The 13411-nt window shown below is 47.3% G+C and carries 11 protein-coding genes and 1 tRNA gene; 6 read left to right on the forward strand and 6 right to left on the reverse strand.

Going from position 1 to position 13411, the window contains the following annotated elements:
• Window positions 1-68: 68 nt before the first annotated feature.
• The 4 genes from D0Y50_RS07105 to D0Y50_RS07120 are packed head-to-tail and all read right to left on the reverse strand — an operon-like array spanning window position 69 to window position 2360.
• Window positions 69-218 carry a DUF2897 family protein gene (locus D0Y50_RS07105; protein WP_108566298.1) on the reverse strand — a complete coding sequence of 50 codons (150 nt, stop codon included), beginning with the start codon at window positions 216-218 and terminating at the stop codon, window positions 69-71.
• 3 nt (window positions 219-221) lie between these two features.
• Window positions 222-890 carry a M15 family metallopeptidase gene (locus D0Y50_RS07110; protein ID WP_117316160.1) on the reverse strand — a complete coding sequence of 223 codons (669 nt, stop codon included), beginning with the start codon at window positions 888-890 and terminating at the stop codon, window positions 222-224.
• Window positions 887-2014 (reverse strand): succinyl-diaminopimelate desuccinylase, encoded by a 1128-nt coding sequence (gene dapE, locus D0Y50_RS07115; RefSeq protein WP_108566296.1) that lies wholly within the window; start codon window positions 2012-2014, stop codon window positions 887-889. The genes D0Y50_RS07110 and dapE overlap by 4 nt, the downstream gene beginning before the upstream one ends.
• Window positions 2007-2360, reverse strand: a complete 354-nt coding sequence (locus D0Y50_RS07120; RefSeq protein WP_108566295.1) for an ArsC family reductase — start codon at window positions 2358-2360, stop codon at window positions 2007-2009. The genes dapE and D0Y50_RS07120 overlap by 8 nt, the downstream gene beginning before the upstream one ends.
• 260 nt (window positions 2361-2620) lie before the next feature.
• On the opposite strand from D0Y50_RS07120, the gene D0Y50_RS07125 reads away from it, so the two are divergent.
• Window positions 2621-3052 (forward strand): OsmC family protein, encoded by a 432-nt coding sequence (locus tag D0Y50_RS07125; RefSeq protein WP_108566294.1) that lies wholly within the window; start codon window positions 2621-2623, stop codon window positions 3050-3052.
• A 4-nt stretch (window positions 3053-3056) separates the two neighbouring features.
• On the opposite strand, the gene D0Y50_RS07130 is transcribed toward D0Y50_RS07125, so the two are convergent.
• Together D0Y50_RS07130 and D0Y50_RS07135 are read right to left on the reverse strand one after the other, a co-directional pair.
• On the reverse strand, window positions 3057-3545 hold the full coding sequence (locus tag D0Y50_RS07130; protein ID WP_117316162.1) for a PTS sugar transporter subunit IIA: 489 nt from the start codon (window positions 3543-3545) through the stop codon (window positions 3057-3059).
• Window positions 3545-3931, reverse strand: a complete 387-nt coding sequence (locus tag D0Y50_RS07135) for an ACT domain-containing protein (RefSeq protein WP_117316165.1) — start codon at window positions 3929-3931, stop codon at window positions 3545-3547. Before D0Y50_RS07135 ends, D0Y50_RS07130 begins: the two co-directional genes overlap by 1 nt.
• Window positions 3932-4412: 481 nt before the next feature.
• Here D0Y50_RS07135 and D0Y50_RS07140 point away from each other — a divergent pair, with 481 nt between their 5' ends.
• The 5 genes from D0Y50_RS07140 to D0Y50_RS07170 all read left to right on the forward strand — a co-directional run bounded on the left by D0Y50_RS07140 (window position 4413) and on the right by D0Y50_RS07170 (window position 12866).
• Window positions 4413-5489, forward strand: coding sequence for a patatin-like phospholipase family protein (locus tag D0Y50_RS07140; RefSeq protein WP_117316167.1), 1077 nt, complete (start codon window positions 4413-4415; stop codon window positions 5487-5489).
• 269 nt (window positions 5490-5758) lie between these two features.
• Window positions 5759-6376 carry an FMN-binding negative transcriptional regulator gene (locus tag D0Y50_RS07145; RefSeq protein ID WP_117316169.1) on the forward strand — a complete coding sequence of 206 codons (618 nt, stop codon included), beginning with the start codon at window positions 5759-5761 and terminating at the stop codon, window positions 6374-6376.
• Between the two features lie 1305 nt (window positions 6377-7681).
• Window positions 7682-7758: transfer RNA gene (locus tag D0Y50_RS07160), tRNA-Val, on the forward strand.
• A 1517-nt stretch (window positions 7759-9275) separates the two neighbouring features.
• Entirely contained in the window at window positions 9276-10919 is a 1644-nt protein-coding gene (locus D0Y50_RS07165) for a glycoside hydrolase family 68 protein (RefSeq protein ID WP_232366476.1), read from the forward strand.
• 294 nt (window positions 10920-11213) lie between these two features.
• On the forward strand, window positions 11214-12866 hold the full coding sequence (locus D0Y50_RS07170) for a glycoside hydrolase family 32 protein (protein WP_218023563.1): 1653 nt from the start codon (window positions 11214-11216) through the stop codon (window positions 12864-12866).
• The last annotated feature ends 545 nt before the right edge of the window (window positions 12867-13411 follow it).

Raw genomic sequence — 13411 nt, forward strand, 5'->3', positions numbered from 1 at the left:
GTAACCGGCTATATTCTTAGCCAAAAAACGGGCTGATGGTTTAAATAACGGTATCACCGTTGATAACGTTACTTCCACTCATCGTCATCATCGTCATACTTACGGGGAGTAAAGTCAGGCGGGGTGCGCATCTTTTTGGTGTTGCGCAGGAGCAATAAATTTCCGGCGATAAGCCCAACCACCAGCGCCACAATGAGTAAAATCCAGCCGATGCCCATTTCCTAGACTCCCTTATTCAACGCGTAACGATAAAAAATGCTATCAATGTGTTCTAACACGGTCGCTTTACCCGCTAAAGGGCAGTGCGCCAGAGTGTCAGCCAGCTGATGACAATTGCGTAATTGTTCATAGTGTTTAGCAGTTGTACGGTGACTAAGATGCCATAGTTCACAAGCAACCCCGCCCGTGTAATGCAAAAAAGGTCGGTAAAAGCCATAATCTTCAGCGTGATCTTCAAGCCAACCGGCTAACGCTGCGCATGGCCCGGGTGGGCGATACTCGCTATCAACCAGGTTAAATTCCAGCCCCTGGCGTGTTACTTCGCGCCGGTCATATACATCAATATCGGTACCCCAGTGATGACGACTGGTGCCGGGCAAAGCTGACCAGGTCAAAATACTATGCATTTTTTCTTCATCAGTTACCGTGTTGATATCCACTAACTGACCGTGTATATCAAGTATCGGAAGCTCGCCTTGCCATTTACGGTTCCAGATAGCTAACTGGCGATCGAAGTTGCGGTAGCTGCTTACTAACTGGCAGTCGATACCTTGTTCAGCAGCGGCCTGTTGCATAGCATAAAAGGCCGGCAGAGCATCTGCATGTAGCCGGTGCCCGTGCCCGGCATCAGCCAGGTTATCGTGGCTTAAGCCAAGCCAACTGGCGCTCATGCCAACAGCCTTACCATGATCTCGTAATAGATATTTTCCAGTGCTTCCAGGTCGGCCATTTTGACATTTTCGTCAATTTTATGGATTGTGGCATTAACCGGACCCAGTTCTATCACCTGAGCCCCTGTAGGCGCAATAAACCTGCCATCTGAGGTTCCGCCTGCCGTGGAAAGCATGGTATGTCGTCCGGTAACATGATGAATAGCTTGTTGCGTAGCGGCTACCAAATCGCCGGAGTCTGTTAAAAAAGGTTGGCCATTGAAGGTCCAGTCAATGGTATAGGTAAGCTTGTGCTTATCCAGAATAGCCAGGGTGCGCTCAATAAGTTGCTGGTCAGTCACTTCGGTGGAAAAACGAAAGTTAAAACACACTTTGAGCTCACCAGGAATCACATTTCCAGCCCCGGTGCCAGCGTGTAAATTGGAAATTTGAAAGCTGGTGGGAGGAAATGAGGCATTGCCATTGTCCCAATGGGTACGTGCCAATTCATCGAGTGCCGCGGCGGCTTCATGGACTGGATTGCGGGCCAGATGCGGGTAGGCCACATGACCTTGTATGCCTGCCACGTTAAGATTGCCGGTTAATGATCCACGCCGACCATTTTTGACCACATCGCCAATGAGTTCCGTGCTACTGGGCTCGCCCACGATACACCAGTCTATTTTTTCATTTCGGGCTTCCAGGGTATCTATTACGCGGGTAGTACCATTAATAAAAGGCCCTTCTTCATCACTGGTAATCAGATACGCAATGCTGCCATGGTGATTCGGATAATCAGTAACAAAACGCCGCGTGGCAACCAGCATGGCAGCCAGGCTACCTTTCATATCTGCAGCCCCACGCCCATGTAAGTATCCGTCTTTCTCAGTTGCCACAAAAGGCGGTGTTTGCCAAGCCTCTGCCGGGCCGCTTGGCACCACATCAGTATGGCCGGCGAAGCATAGCAAGGGGCCGTTGTTGCCGCGGCGCGCCCATAAGTTGGTGGTATCTTCAAACACCATTGTTTCGTTATCGAAGCCAATAGCCGCCAGCAGCGCTTTCATCATTGGCTGACAGCCGGCATCTTCCGGTGTTACCGACTTTCTATTAATAAGATCCTTCGCCAGTTCAATAACTTCACTCATTGGCAAAAATCTCCTCATACGTACTGTCTTTAAATCCTATATACATCTTGCTGCCGCGAACAAGAATAGGGCGCTTAATCATAGCCGGTTGCTCGCTCATCAATGCCATAGCACTATCACGGTCAAGATTCTCTTTAACCTCGGCATCTAATTGTCGAAATGTAGTGCCGCGTTTGTTGAGCATCGTTTCCCATCCCAGTTGTTGTTCAGCGCACTCTAGCCACTGGCTATCCAGCCCCTGCTTTCGATAGTCATGAAACGTGTAAGAGTGAGCGTTAGCCTCCAGCCATTTTTTTGCTTTTTTAATAGTATCGCAATTGCTTATACCAAACAGGGTTGTACTCATAATTAATCAGTCGATGATGTCAGATAGCGTGAGTCTATCTTTTCGCAATGTGTGATGCAAAAGGTACACAGCGACCGTGCAAACCTTACATAGAATTAATGAAAGCTGTGCAGACGCATCATTAGTAGCGATGTACGGACGTGAACCACCGCGGGGTATAGAGGGTTTTTAAGGTAAATAGGTTATCTCGGCACGCCAAATGCAATACTTCTGTTATCACGTTTTATTCGTATTGAAAACGATTAGGCAAAGGAGAGAACATGGCAATTGTAAAAACAGCATCTGCACATTATCAACCGCTAGGTAAAAGCGGCCAGGGGCATGTAAGTCTGGCCAGTGGCGCACTATCAGAACAGCCTTATGGTTTTAATACCCGTTTTGAAGATAAAACCGGTACCAACCCGGAAGAGCTTATTGCCGGCGCACATGCAAGTTGCTATGCCATGGCCTTATCGTTTGCTCTGGCTGATGCAGGCTATGACAGCGGCGAATTAAAAGTAGATGCCGCTGTGACATTGGAAAAAGACGGAGACGGCTTTGCCGTGACGCAATCTGCATTGACCCTGGATGCTAAAGTAAGTGGCATTGATGAAGACGAATTTTCTAACATTGCTAAAGATGCCAAGGAAAATTGTCCTATTTCCAAACTATTGAAAGCTGAAATTTCATTGGATTATACGTTTCACAACTAAGTAATCAGATGTAAAGCGTAAACAGCGTATCTTCTAAAGCCAGGCACTGCCTGGCTTTAGTGGTTTCATAACGGCTAATATTTTGGCCATTGGGGATCACGATGCGGGCATAAGGGACGGCGCCCACCTGTTTTAAGGTGGTTGAATTAAACTGAAATAACGATTGCCCCTTTGATACCTGCTGACCTCGTTTCACATGTGGCAGGCAGACGCTGCCCACACCACTTTTCCCTACCTCTGCCACCTTTACCCATAGCTGCAAACCTGACGTTGCTTTTAGCTTGATACTTAGCTCGCGGCTGTCAAAGTCAGTCACCATTCCCTGAAATGGGCTATACAACTGATTCCCTGTGACTCTCATGACACAACCAATATTGAATAAAGGCAATAGCTCGCCCAGGCTACTCTCTGTCGCCTCACACACTCTTCCCGATAGTGGCGCAGGGAGGGTAAGTGTGCGACTAGCCGGGACTTTTTGGGTAGTTTCAAGCATTACTGGTTGACCACCGTGTAGCCTGCGCGCTGTAGCGCGTTTACCGCTGTATCGAGTTTATTGTTTTTTACCAGGAAAAAATCCGTATCAAAGGTGGAAAGCACAAAAATACTGACTTTCGTTGCGGCCAATACCTCGCCGATTTTTGCCATTATCCCTACCATCGAAAGTTCCAGAGAGCCAAGCAATTCAAGGGCTCGCCAGTCGTTATCCTGCTCCTGCGCAGCCAATGGGATAGTGTCGGGCAAAATGATAGAAAGCTGATCCGGGGTGCGCCCAATAAAAAAAAGATCGCTGGCCAGTACCTGGGCCGGAATGACCGCATCAGGATCCATCGCATAGATAGTAAAAGGGCGGGGGAGCACCGCTAATGTCTGGATTGCCATTACATCTCGATAATTTAGTATTTATTACTTGACTCATTAAAGCATTATATGGGGGTAACTACCATGTGTTATCCACTCATTCTGTGGATAAGTTTGTTGAGTAGTTTGGGGCTGAATTGTAAGCTCATGAATTTAAAGGGTTAAAAATATTGGTCATTTTTCACTCAGTGGATAAAGTTAGACTACCCACAAGCATTTTCCACAACCTATGTCTAGCAACAAAACTAAAAATAAACGAAAAAAAGTGGCTGAAATTGATCGCTGAAGTGTTGACAACCCTGTTGTTTTGACCGTCATATCTGCACCTATAGACAGTTGTTTATACCCTCAAAATACGCTTTTATAGCTTTTGATCGCAGGCTTTTTATACGCTGCTGGTATATTAAAAAAAGTTATAAACAGCTATTTTTAGCATGAAGTGCACATTTTTAAATGAACTGGTACATTATTGCCATAAAACATATTTAAATGAGGGTGAGGTTTGAGCGCACCGCTAGAGATATATGCCGGGCCTGGGGCAACCAAAACATTGCAGCAGTACGGCTTTTATCCGCTGTTATTCAATTATTTTATTGGTGCCTCGGGCGGCCCAAAATGGTTTGTATTAGCTGGACTGGACCGGGTTTTGTTCCCGGATTACTTTCAGCGTAGAGGTGGACAAATTCAGATTATCGGCTCTTCTGCTGGTGCATTTCGGGCTGCGTGTATGGTCCAGCGCGACCCGCTGGCGGCCATCAACCGCTTAGCAGAAAGCTATGCGCATACTACCTACTCACCACGGCCTACCTCCTATGAAATCACGGCCAAAGCGAAAGAGTTACTGGCCTATATGTTAGGCGATAACGGCCTGGAAGAGATATTAACCAATGAACGTTTTAAAGCGCATATTATCACTGCGCGGTGCCAGGGCCTGGTTAGCCGCGCAGGGAAACTAGCGCAATTAGCCGGCTTGGCTATGAGTGCCGCGCACAATCGCCTGGGCCGACAACATTTACAAAAGGCATTTACCCGGGTGGTATTTTCGGCGCCCCAAAGCAAACTGGATATTATCGATCCCTATGATCTTAAAACCGAACGCGCCGAGCTGGGTTACAATAATATTCAAGATGTTTTGTTAGCGTCGGGCTCGATACCCATGGTGTTAGATGGTGTGGAAAACATTGGTGCAGCGCCGCCAGGGGTATATCGAGATGGCGGAATTATTGATTACCATTTCGATTTATCGTTTGGGCCCCACCAAGGTTTAACGCTTTATCCTCATTTTTACCCACGTCCTGTTACCGGCTGGTTTGATAAACGCTTACCAAAACGGCTGGTCCATCAAAAAAGTTACGATAATGTGGTTATGCTGGTGCCGTCACCGTCATTTGTAGCTTCGCTACCTTACAGTAAAATACCCGACCGTAATGACTTCAAAAATATGGATGCGCCCACCCGGATAAAATACTGGAACAGGGTATTGAGCGAAACCGATAGGTTAGGGGAGTACTTTATGTCAATCACCGAAGATGGCTCTATAATGGATAAGCTGAAACCCTTGCCGTTCGCCTGTAACTAAATACTAACGTTACCTGTAATTACACAACGTAGTAATACCACGTTCTCCTGTACCGGGAAAACTGAACTCGCCAACCTACCTCCCGCGCTTTGAGTTAACAGGCGATACGCAGCGATGTAAATGTAATGGACTTAAAGAGAAAACATCTACGCTATTCGTACGGGGAGGGTAAGGATAGATTAGCGCCAGGATTGGGCACCACACACCTGACTTCGTTATGCTCACGGTTGGTGCTTTTGGGTTATCTGCTTACAACAATAAGGATCTGCATGTACGTTCCTAAAAACATGGAAATGACCGATGCCGAGGCGATAGCGATTTTTATATCGAAGTTTGGCTTCGGTACGCTTATAAGCCCCGACCTGGAAGCTACCCGTCTGCCGCTGCTTTATGAAAACGCTGCTGGTGGGAAAGGTTATATTTTAGGGCATATGGCTCGTGCTAATCCACAGTGGAAAGCGTTGTCGGGAAAGCGGGTGTCGGTTTTATTTAACGGACCGCATTCCTACATTTCGCCTACATGGTATGTTAGCGAACCCGCGGTACCTACGTGGAATTACGCTCAGGTTCAGTGTTTTGGTCAATTTATTGAACTGGACGCAGCAGATACGGCTACCGCCATTCGTACTCTTATTGAAACATATGAGCCAGAAATAGTTAACGATCTCGATTTAATGCCCACAGATTATGTCAATAGACTTCTCAAAGCTGTCGTGGGGTTCAAAATCCACGTAGACAGAATTGATGCTAAAGAAAAGCTAGGACAGCACAGACACGTTGACGATCAGATTAGCGTATTTGAAACCTTAGCTAACAGCCAGAACCTTGAGTCCATTCAATTGGCCAGATATATGAAGCGCCGGGGGCGGGGTAATGGCAATGTATAAAGCACTATTGGTGCTCCCCTTGGCCATTGAACCTGATAAGTGTGCAGCTTTTGCGCAATGATAGCCTATACCTTCGTGCGGGCATCACCCTATGTTAGTTGCTAGCATAGTTTGGGTTAAAACCCAGTAACAGTCTATCTCGGGCCAAATTGTGTAAATGCTCGTTTTCCTATGGCCTGCGCTTGCTACACAGTAGATGCTAGGTTTATCTTTATTGCCCAGAGTATTAAAGCGCTACATAATAGGCCCTGTAACCCTTTCAGGCGAACGCGGAACCGCTGACGAGTTAGCTGGATTAGGCGTAAATAGACAGGTTTTTTCGTTGTGGTTAGTTTCACTCCCCGCTGTTTTTTAACGGGCGTTGTGTACTTGTATTTCAAGTCATTGAAAAGGATTTTATAGATGAATATTAACGCTACATTTTGGGGGCAAGTACTATGTTTTGCGGCCGTAATAGCAATCTTTTTTACCGTTAAATTTGCCCGAGGCAAGGCCAGTAATCTTCTGCTTATTGGTTTTTATGCTTTTTTGCTCAATGTTTTTCTACCATCTGTAGGTTGGATTTATTGCGGCTATTGGCACGTTAAGCAAAGATAGATGTTATTCACAACACGCTTTTTCAGCGTGAACACACCAAACCTGTTAGCGTAATTTTACCAACGTTAGACTTCAGCGCTTTGCATGCTTTACAGCATGTTTTTGTATAACGGTAGTTGAATTCAAGGCAATCCTATACAGAAAATGGGAAGGCAGCGTTTAAGGGGAGGTGGGCTATTGAAGAAGGGTGTTGCCTCGTTGAAATTGGGCTAAGTAGGGCACCTAGGCGAAGTAATTTAGCCTAATAAAGGCGGTCGGTTAGCGCTGATAGGCTGTTATGAATTAACCGGGCCCAACCGAACGAATGTTTGGGATAAGCCTTAGCGCCTGCCCGAGGGCCAGTCAGGTAGGTGTAGCAGCGCGAGTAACTACGCCGAACCTGTGTTATGCACACAGAGTTACTGTGTATTTGCCTGCATAGCTAGTATCGCGATAGTCGTACCGGCATTGTTGTACCGGCATAGTTGCAACGACATAGCTGTAATGAGATAGCCGCGTTAAATAAAATAGGTAAAACCAGGGGCGGCGGCACATAGTGGTCTACCATACTGGCAGGTATATGTTTGGCGGGCAGGGCACCAGGCTGTAGGCTCAGTTTGTTTACAAAGCAGGCAAACAGTTCATAAACACCAAAAATTTTCTTGATTGATATCCCGGGCATCGTTATTATACGCGCCGAATCAACGCAAGCTTGTTGGTTTTCAAAATGCGTCTATAGCTCAGTTGGTTAGAGCGCTACCTTGACATGGTAGAGGTCCCCTGTTCGAATCAGGGTAGACGCACCACTTTCCTCATTGTCAAAATATTCCAATACGACAAACCCTTTATTTGATCTTTCTTCATTAAACATTCCTTCTATATTCATAGTAGCTATCAAGTTTTTTGGTATGGTCCGTGTATAGTATATCTTTAGTGGACTATATTTATTAGCAGCGAAGCTGGGTAGTCGCCTGCGATTTTCCATCAAATGTCAAAGTTAAAAAATTCATAACCTTTTTTCAGTGCTCAACTTTCACCATCTGGACTACGATCCTGAAATATCGGCTGCTGTACTAAGAACCGCGATTTTCCCGCAGTTAGGCTGTATCTGATAATTGTCGATGTCAGTGGGAGAGGGGAAGTGCCTTCAGATATTAGCGCTTCTGATATTCTACTATCCTTCGGCCCACCCACCATATTTCCCGGTGATGAAGCCCATCATAATAGCTAAAAGTAAGGTTCCGTTAAGAATATGCGTGGCGCAGACTCAATTCTGGTTCGGGACTGTAGCGGTGAAATTGCGCCTCAACGTATTAGTAGCGACAAACTTAGACCGTCTGCCCTAGCGCCATTCAGGAGCGTTGTATTTACGCTGATCTTCATCATGGCCGGTTACACCTCTGCTTGAGCACGATCTAACGTCGAAAATTTGCCCTCGATAAATTCAGGTGAGGTTGCGATAGGTCATATTATTGTCCCATTACAGTCAAGCTTTCTTAATGGCGCTGGGTAAGTGTGTGTCTTTTTTATCGCGCTTGCACGCAAGGATTTTACGGCCACGGGTTATTGTCATTATGCTAAAGATTAAAAGCCTGGCAGCCCCCTCAAGAGTGTCAGAGCGCCAAAATTTAATGAATGAACATTGTTTTTTCTCAACGAAAAATAATAGAAGTGGATTCTTTAACCTATCTTTATTTAGCTGGTGCGCTGAAATTGAAATAAAAGCAATAGAAAGCTTCTCTAATAAAATCAACTTAATCGTTTAAGTCGTTTTTATATAAATTGTGAATAAGAATACATATTCTTATTCACAATTATGGTTTTGCTGTGTAATAAGAGTTAGTAAAACAGAAACGGCGTTTATTTACTTTTCGTCATAAGTCTTAATATTATTTACTCTACCAAACTATTATTTTTAGCTTTTACACTCATAGGGTTCATCTTATATACTGATTTAAAAAGGATTTATTTCTATACCCTGCAATTTTTCTGCCTTTTACGATGACTGAACTCGTGGCATCACTTGTAAAAACTATGTTTTTATTTACTATTTTTTATTTCATTTTTTTAATATTTAGGTGGGTAGTATGCAGTATGTAATTTATATGCATTGATCCTTGTTTCTATCTTAATCGTTTAAGTCTCTTGTGCGCTGGTATATACTCATACTGCCTGCATCTTGTAAGGCGGCATAATTACGCCTTAAATTTATGGATAACTGCATAATTCAACCTTTAGCCTTTGCGCGAACCGCTTCGCTTTAAAAATCAAAAACTGCAACTGGTTTTTTGCTGATAATAATTGATTTAGACCAGGGTTCGAGGTGGCTGATAAGGCATCGGAGATCCTTTTTCCGGTAACACATTTTAATTTAGTGAGAACGATATTGATGAATAGTAAAATGAGTAAATCGACTGTCCCAATTTTGGGTGCATTTATGGGTGTAGCAACGGTAGCTGTTGCAGAACCCTATCTACAACCCGGTCCGGAGCCGACATTCCACACCCAAGAGGCATTTTCTCCTGAGAGTAATTTCACTGCGAAGTGGACGCGGGCTGATGCACGCCAGATCAAGCGAATGTCCGATCCGACAGCCGGTTCACGTCAGAATTCGATGCCAGCGGAATACACCATGCCCAGCATCCCGCAGAACTTCCCTGACATGTCGAACGAACAGGTCTGGGTATGGGACTCTTGGCCTCTGACTGACGAGGACGCCAATCAGTACAGTGTCAATGGGCAGGAAATCATCTTTTCTCTAGTAGCCGACCGTAACCTTGGCTTCGATGACCGCCACGTGTACGCAAAGATAGGCTACTTCTACCGGCCGGCAGGGATTCCCGCTGACCAGCGCCCCGAAAATGGTGGTTGGACCTATGGTGGCCTGGTGTTCGATGAAGGTGTTACTGGTGAAATTTTCGAAGACCAGTCTTACAGCCACCAGACCCAATGGTCAGGGTCGGCGCGTATCTTTCCAGGCGGCGAAATCAAGCTGTTTTTCACCGATGTTGCCTTCTACCGTGACGAGGATGGGGGACCAGATATCAAGCCGTACGACTCTCGGCTCGCGCTAAGCGTAGGCCATGTGCATGCTAATAAACACGGTGTAAGATTCACCGGTTTCAACAAGGTTACGTCGCTTCTTGAGGCCGACGGCACCTACTACCAGACTGCTGAGCAAAACCCTTATTATAACTTTCGCGACCCGTTCACTTTCGAAGATCCGGCGCACCCGGGTGAGACCTATATGGTATTTGAGGGCAATTCGGCCATGGACCGGACGACTGCACAGTGTGATGCGGATGACCTTGGCTACCGGGACGGCGACCCCTATGCCGAAACCGTAACCCAAGTGAATGCATCGGGAGCACCCTTTCAGATCGGTAACGTCGGTCTGGCCAGGGCAACGAACGACGAGCTGACCGAGTGGGAATTTCTACCGCCGATTCTATCTGCAAACTGTGTGACTGATCAGACTGAACGGCCGCAGATCTACCAGCAAGATGGCAAGTACTACCTTTTCACTATCAGCCATAGTACTACCTACGCAGCGGGCATTACTGGCCCCGAGGGCGTCTATGGTTTCGTAGGCAACGGTATTCGCAGCGATTACCAACCGATGAACCAGGGATCCGGGCTGGTGCTCGGTAATCCGACGAACCTCAACTACTGGCCGGGTAGTCCATTTGCGCCAGACTATAACCAGCATCCTGGGCAATTCCAGTCGTACTCGCACTACGTGATGCCTGATGGTTTAATCCAGTCGTTTATCGACACTATCGGTACCAAAGAAGATTTTCGTCGTGGTGGCACGCTCGCACCCACGATCAGGATTGAAATCAACGGCGCCTCGTCTACGGTTGATTATTCCTATGGCGTAAATGGCTATGGACTGGGTGGCTGGGCCGATATCCCAGCGAATCTTAATGTGAATTCGGGCGGGCAGGTCAAGCCGCTTAAGAAATAGCGTTAATCAGTTAAGCCACACAGTCTTTCCAGGGGGGGAGCGGCGGTAATATGCCGGCGTAGCCTCTCCTGCCTTGTTTGAGCATGACGATTAAAAGCATGCCGGTCATGACTTATTCGACAGCCTCTCAAACAGTGGCTCTGGGTTTCCTGTTATGCAGCAGGGGATTCATGGGGCGCTGCATTTCCTTCTTTTGCAAATTGTTATCGTGCTGCCCAATGTTATCTAAGGTGTTCATTAAATACTATTGCGCGGCTGCTTTGCTTTATGGTCCACACTCCGATAAGGAGAATTATGAATCACAATCTTGTCTCAATGTTTGTAACTCCCAACCGTATGACAGTTGGCGCGTTGGTCGCGTTGTTCTACTCCGGGATGGCGCCAGCCGTTGTATTTGGTTCCGAAACGCCACCGGGCTCCACACTGTTGTCTATATTGCCAACAGCATCGTCTAACTACCAGCGCCCGGGCGACTGGGCGCCATATCGACCCGCGGTGCACCTCACCCCCGCCAAACACTGGATGAACGATCCCCAGCGTCCGATTCTGATTGACGGCATCTGGCACTACTATTACCTCTACAATGCCGATTATCCCGAAGGAAACGGTACCGAGTGGTACCACGCAACCTCGGTCGACCTCGTACACTGGCAGGATCATGGTGTTGCAATTGACAAGTACAAGAACGGCCTCGGCGACATCGAGACCGGCAGCGCAGTAATTGACATCAATAATACCGCTGGCTTCGGCCCCGGCGCGATAATCGCCATCATGACTCAACAGCATGAAGGTGTGCAGCGCCAGTCTCTCTTTGTCTCAACTGACGGCGGCTATCGGTTTAAGGCTTATCACGGCAATCCTGTTATGGATAACCCCGGCGCCGACCACTGGCGTGATCCTAAGATCATCTGGGACGACGCGCACAATGAATGGCTGATGGTGCTGGCCGAGGGCCATAAGATCGGCTTCTATACGTCACCCGATTTGAAGCATTGGACGTATCAGTCAGGGTTCGACCGTGACGATCTTGGGATTCTGGAGTGTCCTGACCTGTTCCGAATGTCGGTCGACGGTGACCCTGCAACAACACGATGGGTGCTGGCAACGGGCGCGAACGGCTTCAACACAGGGATGACCACGGGAACTTTGTACTGGATAGGAGACTGGGACGGCGAGCGCTTCACCGCGGATCGTGACGAACCTCAATGGCTCGACGCCGGCGCTGATTTTTATGCCGCGGTGACATGGGACGACCCGCGCCACAATGCCGCCGAACGCCTCGCTTCCCGCTACGCGATAGGCTGGCTCAATAACTGGGCCTACGCCACCAAGTTGCCTACCGATGACTGGCATGGGGGGGCCAACTCGATCGTACGGCGCATCGGGTTGCGGTCAATCGACGGCAAGCCGCAGCTTGTCTCGCAGCCCGTCAACGCGTTCGATAAGCTTGAGGGTGATGCAGTGGTCCGTGCCAACGTTCAGCTGACGGAAGCATCGAAGATGACACTCCCGCAGCCGACATCCGATGCCTACCGACTCCGGATTGAGCTTGACGCTGCCTCAGATGCCAGGGAGGTCCACTTCCGGCTCAAGGAAAGCAATGAACACTTTGCTATTGTGGGATACAACTTTGCGAATGATACTGTTTTCGTCAGGCGGGATAGGGATGCTATAGCCGACGCGATGCCCGAGGTTTACCGCGAGGTTCGAAAGTCACCGGCACTGGCGCGCGAAGGTGTTGTTACACTGGACATCATTGTTGATACAGCCTCCATCGAGGTTTTTGTGAATAACGGCGAAGTTGTACTTTCAAATCTCGTATTCGGCGTCCCCGGTATAAATGACCTATCGGTTGAGTCAATTGGTGGAAACACGGAACTGCGCTTATTTGAGCTATCCCCTCTCAAGGTCACTCCGATCACACGCAATAATGGCGATGGTCGCTAGATTTATGCTCACGTGACATGATCGGCTGAACTGTATTTTGAGACACTATGGTTCGTTACGGCCTATCTGAGAAGCAAATCATTTTGAGAAAGGTTTTTCATCGCGCTAAAGAATGAGCGCAGAAAAGACACGTAGTTTCCCTAAGGTAGGCCAAATGTCCAACATGCTGGGGGCCGTGCCCGCCCACGTCATAAGATTCGTCGCCGTATCGACTTCTTTCAAACACCAAGGCGTTCTGAGATGCTGAAAACATGATTTTTCAACCTACGCCCTAGTCTTATCGTTACATAAACTCAATTTAAGTTTGTGTTAGTTCAGAGGAAGCGAGCAGCGCTCTATCCGTCAGACGAATAAGAGTGACTCTTTTCTTCATTTACTGCAAACCAGGTTTAAGAATGCTCCTCAAAATTCCGTAACAGTTTCTGTTTAAAAGTGGCTTTAGCGTGAGTAAGATCGTGAGAATAAAAGTATCCATCAGCGCGCCGTAACTTTTTGCGTTCATGCTCTTTAGTCAATATTATTTTTTGAGTCATGCGGATAGTGTC

Origin of the sequence: Salinimonas sediminis (assembly GCF_003429285.1) — a bacterium.
Lineage (GTDB): Bacteria > Pseudomonadota > Gammaproteobacteria > Enterobacterales > Alteromonadaceae > Alteromonas > Alteromonas indica.